Source organism: Bifidobacterium tissieri, from assembly GCF_002259645.1.
Taxonomy (GTDB): domain Bacteria; phylum Actinomycetota; class Actinomycetes; order Actinomycetales; family Bifidobacteriaceae; genus Galliscardovia; species Galliscardovia tissieri.
Genome location: NZ_MWWV01000004.1, coordinates 26,665 through 47,504, shown reverse-complemented (window position 1 = coordinate 47,504; position 20,840 = coordinate 26,665). Strand labels below are relative to the sequence as shown.

Annotated in this window: 20 protein-coding genes and 1 riboswitch; of the genes, 18 read left to right on the top strand and 2 right to left on the bottom strand. The window is 62.1% G+C overall.

All coding sequences use genetic code 11. The features are described from left to right. Positions 1-133: 133 nt before the first annotated feature. The 10 genes from argB to BTIS_RS03170 all read left to right on the top strand — a co-directional run bounded on the left by argB (position 134) and on the right by BTIS_RS03170 (position 11,906). Positions 134-1,054, top strand: coding sequence for an acetylglutamate kinase (gene argB / locus BTIS_RS03215; RefSeq protein WP_476565253.1), 921 nt, complete (start codon positions 134-136; stop codon positions 1,052-1,054). Next, positions 1,047-2,336: an acetylornithine transaminase gene (locus tag BTIS_RS03210; RefSeq protein WP_094662593.1), complete on the top strand. Its 1,290-nt coding sequence runs from the start codon at positions 1,047-1,049 to the stop codon at positions 2,334-2,336. The genes argB and BTIS_RS03210 overlap by 8 nt, the downstream gene beginning before the upstream one ends. 120 nt (positions 2,337-2,456) lie before the next feature. Continuing rightward, positions 2,457-3,431: an ornithine carbamoyltransferase gene (gene argF, locus BTIS_RS03205; RefSeq protein ID WP_094662591.1), complete on the top strand. Its 975-nt coding sequence runs from the start codon at positions 2,457-2,459 to the stop codon at positions 3,429-3,431. Positions 3,432-3,441: 10 nt separating this feature from the next. After that, entirely contained in the window at positions 3,442-4,014 is a 573-nt protein-coding gene (locus tag BTIS_RS03200; protein WP_094663068.1) for an arginine repressor, read from the top strand. A gap of 84 nt (positions 4,015-4,098) precedes the next feature. Beyond that, on the top strand, positions 4,099-5,337 hold the full coding sequence (locus tag BTIS_RS03195) for an argininosuccinate synthase (RefSeq protein WP_094662589.1): 1,239 nt from the start codon (positions 4,099-4,101) through the stop codon (positions 5,335-5,337). A gap of 697 nt (positions 5,338-6,034) precedes the next feature. Next, entirely contained in the window at positions 6,035-7,513 is a 1,479-nt protein-coding gene (gene argH / locus BTIS_RS03190) for an argininosuccinate lyase (protein WP_094662587.1), read from the top strand. Between the two features lie 142 nt (positions 7,514-7,655). Continuing rightward, entirely contained in the window at positions 7,656-8,222 is a 567-nt protein-coding gene (gene ahpC / locus BTIS_RS03185) for an alkyl hydroperoxide reductase subunit C (RefSeq protein ID WP_094662585.1), read from the top strand. Between the two features lie 149 nt (positions 8,223-8,371). Beyond that, positions 8,372-10,102, top strand: coding sequence for an FAD-dependent oxidoreductase (locus BTIS_RS03180; RefSeq protein WP_094662583.1), 1,731 nt, complete (start codon positions 8,372-8,374; stop codon positions 10,100-10,102). Between the two features lie 242 nt (positions 10,103-10,344). Continuing rightward, complete coding sequence (locus BTIS_RS03175; protein WP_094662581.1) at positions 10,345-10,950, top strand: HD domain-containing protein; 606 nt, start codon at positions 10,345-10,347, stop codon at positions 10,948-10,950. Beyond that, on the top strand, positions 10,947-11,906 hold the full coding sequence (locus tag BTIS_RS03170; protein WP_420807005.1) for a putative ABC transporter permease: 960 nt from the start codon (positions 10,947-10,949) through the stop codon (positions 11,904-11,906). The genes BTIS_RS03175 and BTIS_RS03170 overlap by 4 nt, the downstream gene beginning before the upstream one ends. Before the next feature lie 37 nt (positions 11,907-11,943). Here the strand turns inward: BTIS_RS03170 and BTIS_RS03165 are convergent, their stop codons facing one another. Then, complete coding sequence (locus BTIS_RS03165) at positions 11,944-12,810, bottom strand: thiazole synthase (RefSeq protein ID WP_375137726.1); 867 nt, start codon at positions 12,808-12,810, stop codon at positions 11,944-11,946. Between the two features lie 84 nt (positions 12,811-12,894). Then, positions 12,895-13,089, bottom strand: coding sequence for a sulfur carrier protein ThiS (gene thiS, locus BTIS_RS03160; RefSeq protein WP_094662577.1), 195 nt, complete (start codon positions 13,087-13,089; stop codon positions 12,895-12,897). Positions 13,090-13,280: 191 nt separating this feature from the next. Next, positions 13,281-13,380, bottom strand: a riboswitch (TPP riboswitch). A gap of 92 nt (positions 13,381-13,472) precedes the next feature. Here thiS and BTIS_RS03155 point away from each other — a divergent pair. From BTIS_RS03155 to BTIS_RS03120, 8 genes are all read left to right on the top strand, one after another. Continuing rightward, positions 13,473-13,802, top strand: a complete 330-nt coding sequence (locus BTIS_RS03155) for a putative heavy metal-binding protein (protein WP_094663064.1) — start codon at positions 13,473-13,475, stop codon at positions 13,800-13,802. A gap of 155 nt (positions 13,803-13,957) precedes the next feature. Further along, positions 13,958-14,767, top strand: coding sequence for a molybdopterin-synthase adenylyltransferase MoeB (locus BTIS_RS03150; protein ID WP_094663062.1), 810 nt, complete (start codon positions 13,958-13,960; stop codon positions 14,765-14,767). Positions 14,768-14,897: 130 nt separating this feature from the next. After that, positions 14,898-15,230 (top strand): rhodanese-like domain-containing protein, encoded by a 333-nt coding sequence (locus BTIS_RS03145; protein ID WP_094662575.1) that lies wholly within the window; start codon positions 14,898-14,900, stop codon positions 15,228-15,230. A gap of 129 nt (positions 15,231-15,359) precedes the next feature. Beyond that, positions 15,360-16,670: a tyrosine--tRNA ligase gene (tyrS, locus tag BTIS_RS03140; RefSeq protein ID WP_094662573.1), complete on the top strand. Its 1,311-nt coding sequence runs from the start codon at positions 15,360-15,362 to the stop codon at positions 16,668-16,670. Then, positions 16,667-18,664 (top strand): tetratricopeptide repeat protein, encoded by a 1,998-nt coding sequence (locus BTIS_RS03135; protein WP_094662571.1) that lies wholly within the window; start codon positions 16,667-16,669, stop codon positions 18,662-18,664. Before tyrS ends, BTIS_RS03135 begins: the two co-directional genes overlap by 4 nt. A 36-nt stretch (positions 18,665-18,700) precedes the next feature. Beyond that, positions 18,701-19,777 carry an HAD-IIA family hydrolase gene (locus tag BTIS_RS03130; RefSeq protein WP_094662569.1) on the top strand — a complete coding sequence of 359 codons (1,077 nt, stop codon included), beginning with the start codon at positions 18,701-18,703 and terminating at the stop codon, positions 19,775-19,777. A gap of 10 nt (positions 19,778-19,787) precedes the next feature. Continuing rightward, positions 19,788-20,021 (top strand): hypothetical protein, encoded by a 234-nt coding sequence (locus BTIS_RS03125; protein WP_094662567.1) that lies wholly within the window; start codon positions 19,788-19,790, stop codon positions 20,019-20,021. Further along, complete coding sequence (locus tag BTIS_RS03120) at positions 20,018-20,800, top strand: TlyA family RNA methyltransferase (protein ID WP_094662565.1); 783 nt, start codon at positions 20,018-20,020, stop codon at positions 20,798-20,800. The genes BTIS_RS03125 and BTIS_RS03120 overlap by 4 nt, the downstream gene beginning before the upstream one ends. Positions 20,801-20,840: the final 40 nt, after the last annotated feature.

Here is a 20,840-nt window from a genome sequence, read left to right as displayed (position 1 = left end):
AGCGGATCGGCATACCCCGCAACGGCATTGGACACGACACGATAACGAACTGAACGAACAAGGACTGAACTAGGACTGAACTGTGGTTAAGGCAGAGACGAAAACGGTGGTTGGACCCGGATTCCATTTCGATGTGCACACCGATCTGCGCGCCGACCAGAAGGCCGAGGTGCTGATCGAGGCGTTGCCGTGGCTTGAGGAGTTCTACGGCCAGCGCATCGTCATCAAGTACGGCGGCAACGCCATGGTGGACGAGAAGCTCAAGCAGAACTTCGCCGAGGACATGGTGTTCCTCCGCCAGGTGGGACTTCACCCGGTGGTGGTGCACGGCGGCGGCCCGCAGATCTCGAACATGCTCAAGGCATTGGGCATCAAGTCCGAGTTCAAAGGCGGTCTGCGCGTCACCACGCCCGAGGCGATGGACGTGGTGCGCATGGTGCTCACCGGCAAGGTGTCCAGGGAACTGGTGGGTCTGATCAACTCGCACGGACCGATGGCGGTCGGCCTGTCGGGCGAGGACGGCGGACTGTTCTCCGCCATGCAGCGCAAGCCGATCATCGACGGCAAGCCCACCGACATCGGCCTTGTGGGCGATGTGGTGAGCGTGGACGCCTCCGCGGTGGAGGACCTGATCGCCGCAGGACGCATCCCCGTGGTGTCATCCGTCGCTCCGAACGAGGACGATCCCACCGAAGTGCTCAACGTGAACGCCGACTCCGCCGCGGCCGCACTGGCCGGCGCGCTGGGTGCCCGTAAGCTGGTCATTCTCACCGACGTCGACGGTCTATACGCCGACTGGCCCGACAAGGACTCCCTGATCGGTCGCATCGGCGTGGAGAATCTGCGCGACATGCTGCCCGAACTCGAGTCCGGCATGCGGCCGAAAATGGAAGCATGCGTGCGAGCGCTCGACAGTGGTGTGGAAGAGGCCCACATCATCGACGGTCGTAAGCCGCACTCCATTCTGAACGAGATTTTCACCACGCAGGGTATCGGCACAATGGTGATCCCCGCGGATGGCATCGAAATGAGGAGCTCTTACAACTATGTCTGACAAGGAAACGCTGGGTGCCAACGACGCCAAGTGGCTGGACTCCTACAAGAACGTGCACATGAACGTATTCGGCACGCCTCTGCGCGTGATGGATCATGGTCAGGGCACCCGAATCTGGGACGTCGACGGCAACGAATATCTGGACTTCCTCGGTGGCATCGCCGTGAACGCCCTCGGATATGCGCACCCCGCATGGGTGAAGGCCATTGCCGAGCAGGCCGCCAAGGTGGGACACACCAGCAACTACTTCGCCACCGAACCGCAGATCGAACTGGCATCTAAGCTGATCGAGCTCGCCGGGGCGCCGGAAGGATCGCACGTGTACTTCGGCAACTCCGGAGCCGAGGGGAACGAGGCCGCGATCAAGCTCGCCAAGCTCTACGGCCGCACCCTGCACGGCGCGCTGCCCGACATCGGCGGCAAGCCGGCCCGTATTCTCGCCATGACCCACGGATTCCACGGTCGTACGCTCGGTGCGCTGAGCGCCACGTGGAAACCCGTGATCCGCAAGCCGTTCGAGCCGCTGGTTCCTGCCGTCGAATTCGTGGAGGCCGGCAACGTGGAGTCGTTGCAGCGAGCCTTCAACGAAACCGGCCTGGGCCGCTACGGCAAGGGACCGGTCGCCGCCGTGATCATGGAGCTCATCCAGGGCGAGGCAGGTGTCGTGCCGCTGGGTGCCGACTACGTGAAGGCCGCGCGCGAACTGTGCGACAGGAACAACGCTCTGCTGATCATCGACGAGGTGCAGACCGGTATCGGCCGCACCGGTGAATGGTTCGCCTTCCAGCGCGAGGACCTGAGTGGCGGCGTCATCCCGGACGCGATCACCTTCGCCAAGGGCGTCGCCGGCGGTTTCCCGATGGGCGGCCTGATCGCCTTCGGAGAGAAACTCTCCTCCCTGTTCACCCCGGGCTCGCACGGTTCCACCTTCGCCGGCAATCCGCTTGGTGCAGCCGCCGCTCTCGCCACGCTCAAGACCATTGAGGACGACGACCTGCTCGCCAACGCCGAGGCACGCGGCAAGCAGCTACGCGATGGACTCGCGGCGCTCGACAACCCGCTGTACGGCGAGGTGCGTGGCCGTGGCCTGCTGGACGCCGTGCAGCTGAGCCACCCGTGCGCCCACGCAGTGGCCGGATGGGCGCTGGAACACAGTCTGATCGTCAATGCCGTCGCACCGAACGCCCTGCGGTTTGCGCCGCCGCTGATCGTCAGCGAGCAGGACGTGGACGAGTGCCTGAGCGTTCTGGCCAAGGTCCCGACCGATCTGCCCAACGACTGATCGAACGAACCCCATTTCCATCACCGTCATGTCTGCCGGAACCACGGACGGATCCGGCAGACATCGTTATTTCTGTTATCACCGTCCACTGTCCAGAACAATCAAACTAAGGAGAACGCAATGGCCCACGAACTGCGGCACATGCTGCGCGACGACGATGTGAACCATGAGGAGCAGAAGCAGATCCTCAAGCTGGCGGAGAAGTTCCGTCTCAACCGTTTCTACGCTCGCCCGTTCGAAGGTCCGCAGGCCGTTGCCGTGATCTTCGACAAGCCCAGCACCCGAACCCGCTCCAGCTTCTCGATCGGCGTGGCCGAACTCGGCGGCTATCCGCTCGTGATCGACAAGTCCTCTTCGCAGCTCGGCCGAGGCGAGCCGGTGGCCGACACCGCACGTGTGCTCACCCGTATGGCATACGGCATCGTCTGGCGTACCTTCGGACAGGATCGTGTGGAGGAGATGGCCAAGTACGCCACCTGCCCGGTCGTCAACGCGCTGACCGACCAGTTCCACCCCTGCCAGGTGCTCGCCGACCTGCAGACCATCGCCATGCATCGCGGCGGTGTTGACGCGCTCGCCGGACAGACCATCGCCTACGTGGGTGACGCGGCCAACAACATGGCCAATTCCTACCTGCTTGGTGGTGCCACCGCCGGCATGAACGTGCGTGTCTCCGGGCCGCAGGGATACCTGCCGGATCCGCAGATCGTGGCCGACGCCAAGCGCATCGCCGAAGCCAACGGCGGTTCGGTGCTCGTCACCACCGATCCGAAGGAGGCCGTGGCCGACGCCGACTGCGTGTTCACCGACACGTGGGTCTCCATGGGCGAGGAGGCCGAATACGCCATCCGTTCCAAGCCGTTCTGGAATTACCAGGTCAACGACGAGCTCATGTCGTACGCCAAGCCCGATGCGCTCTTCCAGCACTGCCTGCCCGCCTACCGCGGCAAGGAGGTCACCTCCTCGGTGATCGACGGCCCGCAGTCGGTGGTATGGGACGAGGCCGAGAACCGTCTGCACGCGCAGAAGGCGCTGCTCACCTGGCTGATCGCGTGGCAGCGTGAGGATCCCTCCCTGCTTGGCGAGCTCGCCTGATATGGGTCGCATGACCGACGACGACACGCCGTCGCTGCAGCGTCCGACCACGCGGGCCGCACGCCTGAGCGCCATCGAACAGGCGTTGCGCTCACACACCGTCACTTCGCAGTCGCAGCTGTCCGGCATTCTCGCCGCCCAGGGCATTGCGGTCACCCAGGCCACGCTGAGCCGTGACCTTGACGAGATGAACGCCGTCAAGGTTCGCGTGGCCGGGGGAGCCATGGCCTACGCCATCGGTGGTCCGAGTTCACATCATGCCGAGGATCATTCCTCCCATGCCGAGCTTGGGGCGAAGATCGAGCAGCAGCTGTCCCGGGTACTGTCCGGACTGGTCACGTCGGTGGCCGTGGCGCGCAATCTCGTGGTGGTGCACACCCCGTCGGGTGCCGCACAGTATGTGGCGAGCGTGATCGACAAGCACCCCATTGACGGTATTCTCGGCACCATTGCCGGGGATGATACGGTATTAATAATCTGCACCGATGATGACATGGCCGTAGGGCGTTCCGAATGGTTGCTGTCATTGGCCTCCCAGACTCGCGACAAAGGCGATCGGGATCCGAATGACGGCGGTCGCTGACCGTGCGACTCACCGGAGTGCATAAATATACAGACCATTGCATATAATTGATGCATAAGGATGTAATCATAAGAAAGGCAACCAATGGCAGACAACAAGCGTCTTGTCCTGGCGTATTCCGGAGGTCTTGACACCTCCGTGGCTATCTCGTACCTCAAGGAGCGCACCGGCAAGGATGTCGTGGCCGTCTCCCTCGACGTCGGTCAGGGCGGCGAAAGCCTCGAGACCATCAAGCAGCGCGCCCTTGCATGCGGCGCCGTCGAAGCCTACGTGGTGGACGCGCGCAACGAGTTCGCCGAGGAATACTGCATGAAGGCCCTCAAGGCCAACGCCATGTACGAAGGCGTGTACCCGCTGGTCTCCGCCATCTCCCGCCCGCTGATCTCCAAGCACCTGGTGCGCGCCGCCCACCAGTTCGGTGCCGACACCATCTCCCACGGCTGCACCGGCAAGGGCAACGATCAGGTGCGTTTCGAGGTGTCCATCGCCTCCATCGACCCGACGCTCAAGGCCATCAGCCCGATCCGTGATCTGGCCCTCACCCGCGACGTGGAGATCGCGTTCGCCAAGGAGCACAAGCTGCCGATCGTGCAGACCGAGAAGAGCCCGTACTCCATCGACCAGAACGTGTGGGGCCGTGCCATCGAGACCGGCTTCCTCGAGGATCCGTGGAACGGTCCGACCAAGGACTGCTACTCCTACACCGATGATCCGGCCTTCCCGCCGGTCGAGGATGAGGTCGTCATCGAGTTCAAGCAGGGCATCCCGGTCAAGATCGATGGCCGTGACGTCACCCCGCTGCAGGCCATCGAGGAGATGAACCGTCGCGCCGGTGCCCAGGGCATCGGTCGTATCGACCTCATCGAGGACCGTCTTGTCGGCATCAAGTCCCGTGAGCTGTACGAGGCCCCGGGTGCCGTGGCCCTCATCACCGCCCATCAGGAGCTGGAGAACTGCTGCCTCGAGCGTGAGCAGCACCGCATCAAGCGCGACATCGACAAGCGCTGGGGCGAACTGGTCTACGACGCACAGTGGTTCAGCCCTGCCACCCAGTCCCTCAACGCGTTCATCGAAGACACGCAGAAGTACGTGTCCGGCGAGATCCGCATGGTGCTGCACGGCGGTCGTGCCGTGGTGACCGGTCGTCGTTCCGACAGCTCGCTGTACGACTACAACCTCGCCACCTACGACTCCGGCGACAGCTTCGACTCGAAGTCCTCCAACGGCTTCATCGACATCTACGGTCTGCCGAGCCGTGTGGCCGCCGCCCGCGACGTCAAGTTCGGCAACGGCATCGAAGTCCCGGACAACGCCGTGGAGTGATCCGGTTGCGGCTTCGGCTGAATCCTGTCATCCTTATGAGATCTCCTTCGCAAAGCGAGGGGGATCTTTGTTGTTGGGGTCGCTTCTTTCGGTCCGTGAAAGTCGCATGAGTCGTCGTTGGGATCGTGATTGTTGAGTCGAAGTCTCGAAAGTCATGACTTTCGTGGCAGGGAATACGTGATACCCACACTATGACGTTCTCTGCCACGGTCTTTGGCAGAGAATCAATCAAATCGGTTATTTGTCTGTTCTTTGCCACGGTTTTCGCCTTGCCAGACCGGTATTTCATCCTTCAACATGGGAATCTGGGCCGGTTGTCGCATCACATACTCGGCGGATGATGGCAGGAAATTCACTGGAGGCGATAGCTGTCGTTCTCTGCCATCATTGTGTGGCAGAGAACAGGCGAAAACAAGGATTATGCGCTGTGTGACAGCGATTTGTGGCACAGTTCGCAGATTGATGTGGTATCTGCATACTCTGCCATCGCATGTGGCAGAGTAGTACCAAACAGCTCTATTCATCGTTCCTTGCTGCGTATCCGTATATCACGATGCGCAATCGTGGCGTCGCTGCATGATGTAGCCGCGCGCTGATAGGCTGGCAGACGGTCAAAAACGTATGAAACCCTTGATGATCCCATCACGGATCATACGGTTCACGAGGCTCACAAAGAATCAACGTAAGGAGAACATGCATGGCTGAGCAGTCCGAACACCTCGCCCTGTGGGGCGGCCGATTCACCTCCGGTCCCTCGCCCGAACTGGCTCGTCTGAGCAAGTCCACCCAGTTCGACTGGCGTCTGGCCGACGATGACATCGCCGGATCCCGCGCCCACGCCCGCGCACTGGGTCGCGCCGGACTGCTGACCGACGACGAGCTCAAGCGCATGGAGGATGCGCTCGACGAACTGCAGCGTCGCGTCGACTCCGGTGAATTCACGCCGATCGAGGACGACGAGGACGAGGCTACCGCCCTCGAACGCGGACTGATCGACATCGCCGGTGACGAACTCGGCGGCAAGCTGCGCGCCGGTCGCTCCCGCAACGACCAGATCGCCTGCCTGATCCGCATGTGGCTGCGCCGCCACTCCCGCGTGATCGCCGGTGAGCTCATCAAGCTCGTCAACGCGCTGATCAAGCAGTCCGAGGCCGCCGGCCACACCGTGATGCCCGGCCGCACCCACATGCAGCACGCCCAGCCCGTGCTGCTCGCCCACCAGCTCATGGCCCACGCATGGCCGCTGATCCGCGACATCCAGCGCCTTATCGACTGGGACAAGCGCATCAACGCCAGCCCATACGGCTCCGGAGCGCTCGCCGGCAACACGCTCGGTCTCGACCCGGAGGCCGTGGCCCGTGAGCTCGGCTTCTCCCGCGTGACCGACAACTCCATCGACGGCACCGCGTCGCGCGACCTCGTGGCCGAATTCGCGTTCATCGCCGCCATGACCGGTGTGGACATCTCCCGTCTGAGTGAGGAGATCATCATCTGGAACACGCAGGAGTTCGCCTTTGTCAAGCTCGACGACGCCTACTCCACCGGCTCCTCGATCATGCCGCAGAAGAAGAACCCGGATATCGCCGAGCTCGCCCGTGGCAAGTCCGGTCGTCTGATCGGCGACCTGACCGGTCTGCTCGCCACGCTCAAGGGCCTGCCCACCGCATACGCCCGCGACCTGCAGGAGGACAAGGAAGCCGTGTTCGATCAGGTCGACACACTCGAGGTGCTGCTGCCCGCCTTCACCGGCATGGTCGCCACCATGCGTTTCGACGCCGACCGTCTCGAGGCCGAGGCCCCCACCGGTTTCGCGCTCGCCACCGACATCGCCGAATGGCTGGTGAAGAACGGTGTGCCGTTCCGTCACGCCCACGAGCTTTCCGGTGCCTGCGTCAAGATCGCCGAAGGTCGTGGCCAGGAGCTGTGGGATCTCACGGACGATGACTTCATCGGTGTGTTCGCCGACTTCCTGCCCGCCGACAAGGCGCCGCAGGTGCGCGAAGTGCTCTCCAGCCGTGGTTCCGTCGATTCGCGTAACGGCAAGGGCGGCACCGCCTACGGTCGCGTGCGTGAGCAGATCGTGGACGCCAAGGCCACCGTGGAACCGCTCAAGCTGTTCGCCGACTCCAAGTCGGACGGCTCCGCCTACAAGTCCCCGAGCGAAGTGCTGCGCTAGGATTCATCGGGCCCAAATGTGATGTTGCTCATGATCATTCCGCCCGCCGCGTTTCTCCGACGAACGTGAATCATGGTCGGATAGACTGGGCGGGAAAGCACAATGGTCGTACCGATCGCGACCTTTTCGGAAAGGAATGTGCATGAGCAACTTCATCAACGTCGAGCTCGAAGATTTCACCGTCAACGCCTACCACGACGGCGAAATCGAAACCGTGTCCAAGCAGAACCTGCTGGGCCACTGGTCCGTCATCTTCTTCTACCCGGCCGATTTCACGTTCGTGTGCCCCACCGAACTTGGTGATCTGGCTGATCACTACACCGACTTCAAGGCAGCCGACGCCGAGGTCTACTCCGTTTCCGAGGACACCGAGTTCGTGCACAAGGCCTGGGCCGAGGCCACCGACACCATCGCCAAGGTGAAGTACCCGATGCTCGCCGACCCGGCCGGCAAGCTCGCCCGCTTCTTCGGCGTGCTCGACGAGGAGACCGGTCTGGCCTTCCGCGGCGTGTTCATCATCGACCCCGAAGGCAAGATCAAGTCCTACACCATCAACGACAACGGCATCGGCCGCAACGCCGAGGAGATCCTGCGCACGCTCGAGGCCGCCAAGTTCGTCCGTGAGCACGGCGACAAGGTGTGCCCGGCCAACTGGCACCCGGGTGAGGACACCATCGCTCCGAGCCTCGACCTCGTCGGCAAGATCTGATCGTCGATAATCATCGAACATCAATCGTCGATCATCGTCGATAGCACAAACGTCAGCAATTACCACCATCAGTGGTTGTGACAATACGTTTTTAAGGCGCCCGAATCATATTCGAGCGCCTTTTTCAGCAGTAAGGCAGCAATCAAATCATGAGCAACGAACACATTTACGACGTCATCATCGTCGGCAGTGGTCCCGCCGGACTCACCGCGGGCATCTACGCGGGACGAGCGACCATGGACACGCTGATCATTGAAAAGGATCAGGTCGGCGGTCAGGTCACCACCACTTCCGTGGTCGTCAACTATCCGGCGATCAAGGAGATCGAGGGCACCGCCCTGATGAACCTGATGAAGCAGCAGGCCGAGGGCTTCGGCGTGGAAATCGCCCATGACGATGTGACCGCGTACGAGCTCGACGGCGAGGTGAAGGTGCTGCACGGCAAGAACCGCGACTATCATGCCCGCGCCGTGATCATCGCATCCGGTGCCCAGCCCCGTCAGCTCGGCATCCCCGGAGAACAGAAGCTGCGCGGCAGGGGAGTGGCCTATTGCTCCACCTGTGACGGCGAGCTGTTCAGCGGACTGCAGGTGTTCGTGGTCGGCGGCGGCTATGCGGCCGCCGAGGAAGCCGACTACCTCACCCGCTACGCACGCAAGGTGACCGTGCTCGTGCGTGGATCGCAGTTCTCCTGCCCGCCACTCACCGCGGCCCGCGCGCTCGACAACCCCAAGGTCGAGGTGCTGTACAACACCGAGGTCGAATCCCTCGACGGCGACGACTATCTGACCGACGCCACGTTCGTGAACAACAAGACCGGTGAGAAGACCCACTACCATGTCGAGGACGGCGACAACGTGTTCGGCATGTTCATCTACGTGGGCACCAAGCCCGAAACCGCCGGCCTTGACGTGCTCGCCAAGGACGACCGCGGCTACATCACCGTCGATTCGTGGCAGGGCACCAACATCCCCGGCGTGTACGCGGCCGGCGACGTGGTCTCCAAGCCGTTGCGCCAGATCGTGACCGCCGCATCCGACGGCGCGATCGCGGCCACCGGTGCCGAAGAGTACGTGACCGCCGAGAAGAAGCGTCTCGGCATACCCGTGGTACCCAAGACGGTTGCCAAGAAGGCCGACGAGGCCAAGACCGCATCCGAATCCAAGACCAAGTCCGCAAAGTCCGCAACCGTGGGACAGACCAGCACGCTCTCCGACTCCCCGTCCGTGCCGCAGCACAAGGGCGTATGGTTCAGCGCCGAAATGAAGCAGCAGCTGGCCGGCATCTTCAACCGTCTGACCGAGGACGTGACCCTGCTGCAGGTGGATGACGGCGGTCAGCCGAGCATCGAACTCGCCAGCTTTGCCAAGGAATTCGCATCCATGCACGACCACCTGCACTACCGCAGCGTGGCGGCCGACTCCGACGAAGGCAAGACGCTGATCGACAAGACCGCCATCGTGCGTTACCCGGTCTTCGTGCTGCTCGACCACAATGGCGAATACACGGGCGTGAAGTTCAGCGGTATCCCCACCGGTCATGAGGTCAATTCGCTCGTTCTCGCCGTCTATAACATCGCCGGCCCGGGCCAGAGCGTGGACCCCGAACTCGCCGAACGCATCAAGGCACTGCCGGAGACGCACATCGAGATCGGCGTCTCCCTCACCTGCCACTTCTGCCCAGACGTGGTGGCCGCATGTCAGCACATCGCCGCCATGAACCCGAACGTGACCGCCGAGATGATCGATCTGGGGCTCTTCCCTGAACTGCGCAAGGAACGCAGGATCATGAGCGTGCCCGCCACCACCATCAACGGCGGCGACATCCTGTTCGGCAGCCAGACGCTCGAGCAGCTCGTGGCCGCCTGCGAAGCGGCATGATGCCGTAGCGCTCCCAAATGAACACTGTGGCGTGGTGATTCCGCCCCGTTCTCCTGGCTATTTCCAGAGCAGGAGACCGGGGCGGAATCATATCCGAATCGTATGAATCATCCGCCTCGTCTTCAGAATCATCCGCACGAACGAATACCCCGGTGATATTGGTCATTTACAATCAAAATGACCAATAATCGATCAGGAGCCGACCAATACCGTCGACATTCGAATCCGAAAAAGGGGCTATTGTGCTGACGAGTCAGAGAATCCGGCAAATCGTGCATGAATACGGACGGGATGTACTGGAAAACGAGCGGATGAGCATCGAAAAGCACTGCTATCAGCATGGAGCCGTAACCACGTTCGAGCATTCGGTTCGTGTGGCTTGTCTTGCCGTGTACTTCGCCGACCGCCTGCATCTGTGGCGGCATGTGGATCTGCGCTCGCTGGTCCGTGCCGCGCTGCTGCACGACTACTTCCTGTACGACTGGCATTACGACGGGGATGGATCGCACAAGCTCCATGGATTCACCCATCCGCGTCGCGCGCTGATGAACGCGTTGCAGGATTTTGAACTCAACGAGGTGGAACGGAACTCCATCCTGCGCCACATGTTTCCGCTCACGCCGATACCGCCCAAGTACATCGAGGGCTATCTGGTCACCATGGCGGACAAGATCAGCGCCACCCGTGAGACGTTCTCCCTGGCAAGATTCTCCAGACCGCAGCTTGCCCCGGTGCCGGAACGTCTGGCCCTGACCGCCGGCGTCGATCCCGCATCCGTTCGTTCCGCATCCGTTTCTCATGAACAAGATTCGCGGGGGGAGGCCGAGTCGCAGGAGGGGACTCGGTGAATCAGATCGTGACTGCGAACGCGGGAACGGCTGGCATCATCCTGTATCTGGAGTGTCTGTTCTTCTGGGCGGTGTGCTATAGCTTCCTCGGTTGGGTGTACGAGACGATACTCGTCTCCGTGCAGGAACGGCGGTTCGTGAACCGCGGATTCCTCAACGGACCGCTCTGCCCGATCTATGGGACCGGCGCGGTGGTCGCCATCGTGGTACTCACCCCGCTCAAGGACACGCCGATGTCGTTGGTGACCATGTTCCTGCTGGGTGCGGTGGGCGCATCGGTACTCGAATACGTGACGTCATGGGTGATGGAGAAGGCGTTCCATGCACGATGGTGGGACTACTCGCACTTCAGATTCAATATCAACGGACGTATCTGCCTGATCGGCGCGATCATATTCGGCGTATTCGGCGTACTGATCGTGGATGTGGCCCAGCCGTGGGTGGAACAATGGACCGCGATGATCCCGCTGCCGCTATTCCATACGATCATCGCGGTGCTGATGGTGACGATCCTCGTGGACTTCCTGATCACCGTGATCGGCCTCAGCGGCTTCGCCCGGCGTCTGGCCGAATTCTCCCAGATACTGGAACACAGCCGCGACATCATCCGCGAACGACTGGGCGATTATGCGCTCGACCCGATCGAGGCGTTGCAACGATACAGTGACGCCGCCGCGGGACGACTGCAGTCGTACAAGGGAGCCGCCGCGGACCGGATGCGTGATCTTGCCGACAACCTTCCCGATCTGCCGGGACTGGTCACGCGCGTGCAGGGGATCAGCCGGTTGTACGACACGCTTACCAATGCGCTCAACGCACAGCAGAAACGTATGATCCGCTCGTTCCCCCGCATGACATCCGTTGACTATGGCGAGACGATCAAGCAGCTGCGTGAGATGCTGAATCGCAACGATCGCAAACATGATGATCGCGATCGTTGCGACAACGATCGGTGATACAGCCGCACAGAACGACTATCAGTGCATCAGCGCATCAGTGCAAATATCCCGTGGTGGGACTGGACGGCACAGCCTGTCCTTCGGTCACCTTGCCAAGACCGGCCAGATAGGCGGCACGTCCGGCGGCGATCGCATCCTTGAACGCGCGGGCCATGAGCGGAATGTTGCCGGCGCTCGCCACGGCGGTATAGGCCATCACGGCATCGGCACCCATCTCCATCGCATCGCAGGCCTGGCTCGGACGTCCGATGCCCGCGTCGATGATCACCGGCACGTTCGCATTGTCGATGATGATGCGAATGAAGTCACGCATACGCAGACCCATGTTCGAACCGATCAGCGAACCAAGCGGCATCACCGCGGCGGCACCGGCCTCCTCCAGCTGACGGGCTGCGATCGGATCAGGGAACATGTACGGCATGACCACGAATCCCTCCTTCGCCAGCATCTCCGTGGCGCGGATCGTCTCGGCGTTGTCGGGCAGCAGATACTTGGTCTCATGCTCGATCTCCACCTTCACGAAATCCGTGTGGCACACCTCGCGGGCCAGTCGGGCGATGCGCACGGCCTCCTCCGCATTACGGGCGCCCGACGTGTTCGGCAGCAGGGTGATGCCCTCGGGAATGTAATCGAGCACGCTGTTTTCCGTGGTCTGTGCACGACGAAGCGCCATCGTGACGATCTGCGTGCCGGCATGCTCCACCGTGGCCTTGATCAGATTGAGATCATACCGGCCGGATCCCAGAATGAAGCGGGACTCGAACTCATGGCCGCCAAGATTCAGCGGCTTGTCGACCACTTCGGGCATGGGGGCTGCAGTGCCCACCGGATTCGTGACCGCGGGCTGCGGCGGCAGGGGAGTGGCGGCTACGGATTCCTCGGTGACGGGATTGGGGATCATGATTGGCTCCTTGATTGATGACGGAGATTGATAACGGAATGAAATGATGCTGAACGCGACGTTCGGTGTACGAACCGCGCGAACTCAGCCTCCCTGAACGAACTGAACGATTTCCATGACCGACTGATCGGTGAGCATGACATCGGCACGCTTCTCCCGTGGCACGATGGCACCGTCGAGCTCCACGGCCACTCGTTCGGCACGGTAACCGTGCGACTCCAGATAGTCGGCGACGCTGACCGGCGTATCCAGCGTGACCTGTTCTCCATTGACCTGCATGAGTTCCTCCAAACTCGGCGTATATGAAAAAAGGGCGCACGAAACCAAGCCGTACCCTGCGTGGTGCGCCCGTTCATGAACCCGTCATGCCATATTCGATTATCGTCGTGGATACGGAATCGTTGGAATGAATAGCAAAGCAACTCCATAATCCACCATGGATGATGCGGAGTGATGATCATGCACTGCGTTGCGCAATCGATGACGATTCCTTACGGCGGCATGACCCGCATCAAGTCCACGGTCGAAGCGAAGCTTCCTCTCAGCCCTACGGCTCCCGTTCGTACACCAATCACCCTACCTGCTCGTGCAGACGCCGGCGCGCCGAACACGGTAAGGTGGGAATACGGTTCCCGAATCAGGGAACACCGATCGAAGGGAATATCATGATCGTCACCACCACCCCCACCGTCGAGGGCTACACCATCACCGGCTATTACGGCATTGTGTTCGGCGAGGTCATTTCCGGTGTGAACATCCTCAAGGATCTCGGAGCTGGCCTGCGCAACGTGTTCGGCGGCCGCAGCCAAGGTTATGAGAACGAGCTGGTCAACGCGCGCGAGGAGGCGCTCGCCGAAATGCAGCAGCGCGCCTCCGCGCTCGGCGCCCATGCCGTGGTGGGCGTGGACATCGATTACGAGGTGCTTGGCCAGGGCGACATGCTCATGGTCACCGCATCGGGAACCGCGGTCCAGCTCGCCGCCAAGGCCTGAACGGCGCGGGATGACAGCTGCGTTTCCGTGCCGTCGGCCGAGGACTCCGTCCAGCCGTGAATTCAAGATGTTGAACGATTGAGCATATGGGCGCAAGGGAGAACGACTTCATGGAATCGCAGCAGACGCAGCAGACGACCACGGCGAAACCGCGCATCACGCTTTCCGACGATCAGATCGACCGGTACGCGCGGCATCTGATCCTCAAGGGCGTGGGTGTGCGTGGACAGAAGCGTCTGCTGGCGGCGAAGGTGCTGATCGTCGGAGCCGGCGGTCTTGGATCCCCGGTCGCCCTGTATCTGGCGGCGGCCGGCGTGGGCACACTCGGCATCGTGGATGACGACGTGGTGGACGTCAGCAATCTGCAGCGTCAGATCATCCACGACTCCGACAGGGTCGGCACGTCCAAGGCGGAATCCGCGAAAGAAAGCATCGTCAGACTGAACCCGGATGTGACGGTGAACGTGCATCGGACCATGTTCGACGCCGGCAACGCCGCCGAACTGATCGCCGACTACGACGTGGTGGTGGACGCCACCGATAACTTCGCCGCCAAGTTTCTGATCAACGACGCCTGCGTGCTCGCCGGGAAACCGTTCGTGCACGGCGGCGTGGTGCAATTCGCCGGGCAGGTCATGGACTACGTCCCCGGGCGGGGGCCGTGCTATCGGTGCATCTTCCGCGATATGCCGGCGGCCGGTGAAGTACCGACCTGCAAGGAGGCCGGCGTTCTGGGAGCCGCCGTGGGCGTGATCGGCAGTCTGCAGGCCGTCGAGGTGGTGAAGATGATCACAGGGACGGGGGATCTGCTTACCGGGCGGATGTTGACCGTCGACATGCTCACCATGAGGATTCGCGCGGTGCCGTTGCCGGAACGGGAGCCCGACTGCCCGGTCTGCGGCGACCATCCGACGATCACCTCGCTCGATCCGGACCGGTATGTGCAACCGGCCTGTGCGATCTGAGCGATCTGACCGTGCGATCTACCGGGGCGAATCGTCTACACGCTCATTGCCCACTGGCCATCAGCCACATTCATCATTCATCACGTACTCAACCATCAACCAATGTGATCGCAGGGGGGAAACGAAACCGATGATCGGAAACGACATGTTCGACGAGGACGAGATACGGCAGATTTCTCCTGAGGAGTTCGCCGCATTGGACTACTCCACGGTTACGCTATTGGACCTGCGTGAACCGCATGAGGTGGAGGCCCACGGCATTGACGGCGCGATCAACGCCCCGTTCGATCCGCTGGCCCGTGTGCTGCGTACCGTTCCCAAGGACAAGCCGGTCATCGTGTATTGCAGCGAGGGAAGCTGGAGCGAGGAAGTGACGCAGTTGCTGACGGACCGCGGCTACGACGCGGTGAATCTCACCGGTGGTTTCCAGGCGTACGAGCGGTATCTCGCCCAGTGCGGATAGCCGCCGTATAGTCGGATCGGTGTGAATTCGCTCAGGCGGGGCCGATTCGCACTGTCGCGATGTCCTGAGAGACTGTAGTGTTGCTGGACCCAGCAATATTCAACACGATTGAGGAGTGACAGGGAACACATGTCTCAGGTCAGAAGCTACAAGGAAGCGGGGTTCGATTCTCTTCTCGAAGAGCTCGAATGGCGCGGTCTGGTCAATCAATCCACTGACAAAGAGCAGCTCGCCGCGGCTCTGGACGGCGATCCCATCACCTATTATTGCGGCTTCGACCCCACAGCCGCCTCGTTGCACATCGGCAACCTCGTACAGCTGATCAACATGCGTCATCTGCAGGAGGCCGGCCATCATCCCATCGCACTGGTCGGCGGCGCCACCGGTCTGATCGGCGATCCCCGCCAGTCCGGCGAACGCACGCTCAACCCCAAGGAGACCGTTGCCGGATGGGCCGATCGTCTCAAGGCACAGATCGGCCGCTTCCTGAAGACGGACGGCGACAATCCCGTGCGCTTCGTCAGCAACTACGACTGGACCGCCGAGATGAGCGTGATCGACTTCCTGCGTGACGTGGGCAAGAACTTCCGTCTGGGCACCATGCTCGCCAAGGACACCGTGGCCCGTCGCCTGAACTCCGAGGAGGGCATCTCCTTTACCGAGTTCAGCTACCAGGTGCTGCAGGGCAATGACTTCCTGCACCTGTTCGACGAATACGGCTGCACGCTGGAGCTGGGCGGCTCCGACCAGTGGGGCAACCTCACCTCCGGACTCGATCTGATCCGCAAGGTGCGCGGCGAAAGCGTGAACGTGTTCACCAGCCCGATCATCACCGACGCGCAGGGCAAGAAGTTCGGCAAGTCCGAAGGCAACGCGGTGTGGCTGGACGCCACCATGCTCAGCCCGTACAAGTTCTACCAGTTCTGGTTCAACCGCCCCGACGTGGAGATGGAAAGCCTGCTCAAGGCGTTCACCTTCCTGCCGAAGGACGAGATCGAACGCCTGGTGGAGGAGAGCCGTACGAATCCTGGCGCTCGCGAGGCCCAGCGCACGTTGGCGTGGGAAGTCACGAGCTTCGTGCACGGCGAGCAGGCCACGCAGGCGGCCATCGATGCGGCGGCCGCGCTGTTCGGTCGCGGCGGTGATCTGACCGCGCTTGACGAGGACACGCTTGAGGCCGCTCTGGAGGGTCTGAAGGTGGACGGTGCATTCCCGCAGGCCGGTGCAGGCGAGCGCATCATCGACGTGGCTGCGGCGGCTGGACTGTTCAAGTCCGCGTCTGAGGCCCGTCGTGCGATCAAGTCCGGCGGACTGTACCTCAATAACGCACGTGTGGAAGATCAGGAACAGACATTGACCGACGGTGATTTCCTGCAGGATCGTTTCGCCCTGCTTCGCCGCGGTAAGAAGGCATTGGCAGCAGTGGAGGAGACTCGATGAGCGAAGAACGTAATCATTCCGCGGGACGCGGAGGACATTCCGGCGGCTACGGCAAGGGCCGTGGCAACGGCGGCTACGGCAACCGTGGCGGCAAGTCGTTCGGCGGCGGTCGCGGCCGTGACGATCGCCGTGGCGGCTATGGCAACCGTGGCGGCAACGGCGGTGGCCGTCGTTTCCAGCGTGACGGCGAGTTCCGTCGCTATAACGACGATCATGGCGATCGTCGCGAGGGCCGTGACGGCGAGGATTCCCGCGGCGGCTACAAGGGCGGTTACAAGAAGAGCTACGGCCAGTCCGGCCGTGGCAACGGCGGTTTCCGTCGTGATGGTGAGCGTCGTTTCGATCGCCGCGACGGTGAACGCCGCTTCGATCGTCGTGATGATCGTCGTGATGGCGGCCGTCGCGATTTCCACCATGATGACCGTCGTTTCGATCGCCGCGATCATGATGGTGAGCGTGGCGATCGTCGATTCGAGGGCCGCCGTGAATTCCGTCGTGATGACCGCAGGGATGACCGTCGCGATGGCGAACGCAAGAGCTTCCGTCGTGATGGTGAGCGCCGCTTTGACCGTCGTGATGACCGTCGTGACTTCCACCGTGATGATCGCAACGGCGGTTTCCGTGGTGATCGCGATCGCCGTGATGATCGCAGGGATGACCGTCGTGATTTCCGTCGTGATGGCGACCGTCGTGACTTCCACCGTGATGATCGCAAGCCTCGTCGTTCGTTCGACGACAAACCGCGCAATCCTCGTTACGCCAAGGATGATGAGCGTGAGTTCAAGGGCGGTGAGCGTCACGATCGAGGCAGTCAGTACGACCGTGACGGCAAGGGCTCTCACTCCTTCTATCAGGGTGGCCGTCGTAACTCCGACGGTACCGTGTCGTATCCGTCGCAGAATCCGTACACGGCTCGCCGTCCCAACGAGCCCAAGATGCCGAAGGGCCTGGAATGGTACATGCTGTCGCCGGATGAGCGCGAGCGTCTGCGTGGCCTGAGCAAGGAGCATGCCGAGAACATCGGCCTGCACATGCTGGCCGCATACACGCTTGAGGAAAGCGATCCGGAGTGGGCGCTCGAGCATGCGAAGTGGATCGCCCATCAGGCCTCGCGCATCGATATGACCCGTGAGACGCTGGCTCTGGTGGCCTACCGCCAGGGTGACTACAAGCTCGCACTACGCGAGTTCCGCACCGCATACCGTATGAACGGCTATGTGGATTACCTGCCGTTCATGGCCGACTGCGAGCGTGGTCTGGATAATCCGAAGAAGGCCATCGAACTGGCCATGTCGGATGACGCCAAGCTGTTGCGTGGCGAGTCCAAGGCCGAGATGTTCCTTGTGGTGGCCGGCGCGTATGCCGATCTGGGGAACTGGGACAAGGCCATCGATATGGTGCATACCATCGGTCGGTCCAAGGGCATCTCCGGCGAATACCGCATGCGTGCGGTGCAGGCGGAGCAGTATTTCCTCGAGCAGGCCGGTCGTGCCGAGGACGCCGCCAAGCTTGACGATCTCGTGGGCCGTCTTGAGGACGAGTACGCGGATGCCGAGGATAACGGCGACGAGATCATCGACAATGATCTTGAGGACATCGATGACGAGCTGCTCGAAGGTCTGGGCATCGACCCGACGGCGTTCGATGATGAGGATGGGGAATCCGACGACGAGGACAACGGCGAGAACGGTGAGGAATCCGAGGATTCGGATGCCGATTCCGACGCTGTCTCCGACGAGGATGACGTGACTTCCGATGAGGTCGACGTGGTGTCCTCCACCGTCAATGAACTCGACGAGCACGACACGGACGACGACAACCCGCGCAACGCCGATGACGAGGAGACCCTCCCCGCCAAGGAAACGCAGCAGGGTGCTGACGCCGATGCCGACCCCTCCGATCCGGACGCCGTTGACGGTATGGAAGACGGGGAGACCGGCGACGGCGATGAGCATGCCTCGGAATCCGAATCCGGCGACGAACAGGCTGAATAACGGCAGTCATATCACGGCAGTCACGAGGGGAACGGCATGACGCAGTACATCAAGGGCACGGACATTTCGATCAGCGAGCGGTATCGACTGGCGCTGCTGGATCTCGATGGCGTGGTCTACCGGGGCAAGAACCCGGTGGAGTATGCTTCGGAATCCATCCGACAGGCACAGTCGGCGGGCATGCTCATGGAGTACACGACGAACAATTCGTCGCGATTCCAGGCCGTGGTCGCCGAGCAGCTGCGCGGATTCGGTCTGGACGTCGAACCGTGGCAGGTCATCACCTCCTCGGTGGTGGCCGCCCGTATGGTGGCGCATCATGTGCCGGCGGGTGCCAAGGTGCTGGCCGTTGGCGCACCGCATCTGCGTGAGGAGGTGACCCGCGCCGGGCTGACGCTGGTCGACCGCGTGGAGGATGAACCGGCGGCCGTGATCCAGGGATGGTACCCGGAGATCACGTGGAACGAGCTGGCATCCGCCGCGTTCGCCGCCCAGCGTGGCGCCCTGTATCTGGTAACCAACCGTGATCTGACCATTCCCCGTGAGCTCGGCATCGCGCCGGGCTGCGGGTCGCTGGTCAACGCGGTGATCGAAGCGGTGGGCCATCAGCCGGCGGGGTCGGCGGGCAAGCCGGAATCCGCCATGTATGACGAGGCCCGTCAGCTGGTGGCCGATTCCCTTGCCGAAACGTCCGGGGAGCGCGTTGAGCCGGTTGCCAAGGATCAGTGCCTTGCCATCGGCGACCGTCTGGACACGGATATCGAGGCAGGAAACCGTGGCGGCTATGATTCGCTGGTGGTGCTCACGGGCGTGTCCAAGCCGAACGAGATCGTGCTTGCCGATCCGGTGCTGCGTCCCACGTTCATCGCCAAGGATCTGCGCGGTCTGAACGAGCCGCATCCGCAGGTGCTGCGGCAGGATGATGGTTTCTGGGTGTGCCGTGATGCTGTGGCCCATGTCGTGGACGGTGTCCTGCAGGTGCGGGAGAACGGTGACGCCGATGCGGCGCTGTCGTCGCTGGATGCGCTGCGTGCCGCATGCTGCGCGGTCTGGCAGGTGCTTGATTCCGGTGTGGAGCCGGACGCTCTGACCATTCCCGAATTCCATATCTGAGGGTGCCTTCATGACATCAACCGATATGACATCAACCGATTCCCGTGACATGCGTGATGATATGCGTGATCATGCCGTGACCGATGCGGTCGCCGAGCCAACCGACGGCCGCATCGACGTCGTGACGGTGTTTCCTCGTCTGGCCGATCTTAACGATCGTTCGCTTGATGAGCAGATCGCCGCGTACCGTTCCACGCTTGACCAGCTGAAGGCGGAGCTTGACGGGCTCCGGACCGTATCATGAGCCGACTTGATCAGGAACTGGTCGAACGAGGTCTGGCGTTGTCCCGATCCAAGGCGCAGCGTCTGATCCGACAGGGTTCCGTGACCGTCGATGGCGTGATCACGGTCAAGCCGTCGACGACGGTCGGCAATACGTCGACGATTGCCATCGCACCCGACGATGATTACGTCTCCAGGGGCGCCTACAAGCTGGTGGGGGCGTTCGAGGCATTCGGCCCTCAGGGGCTGTCCCGCCCCGACGGGGCCGACTGCCTTGACGTCGGCGCATCCACCGGTGGGTTCACCGACGTGCTGCTGCGCTTCGGCGCCGCGCATGTTGTGGCGCTTGACGTGGGTCACGGTCAGCTCGACCCCCGTATCGCGTCCGATCCCAGAGTGATCGAGATGAGCGGCGTGAATATTCGTGACGTGCATCCGGAGGATCTGCCATTCACGCCGCGCATGATTGTCTCCGATGTCTCATTCATCTCGCTGACGTATGTGATCCCGGTGATATCGACCATCGTCGGGCCGGAGACCGATATCGTGCTGCTGGTCAAACCGCAGTTCGAGGTGGGGCGCGGCAATCTCGGCAAGAACGGCATCGTGGAAGACGAGTCGCTGCGACGAGGCGCGTTGGACCGGGTCGTCGCCTGCGCTCGTGAGCATGGTCTGCGAGTCATGGCCACGGCCGATTCACCCATCGAGGGCACGCATGGCAACCACGAGTACCTGCTGTGGCTGCGGGGCGGAACAACCGCGAACGAGGACATGGCGGACACGAACTCGGCGGCAGCGTGATTGACGTGAATGCATCGCCGGGGGAGCGGATTGAACCAGT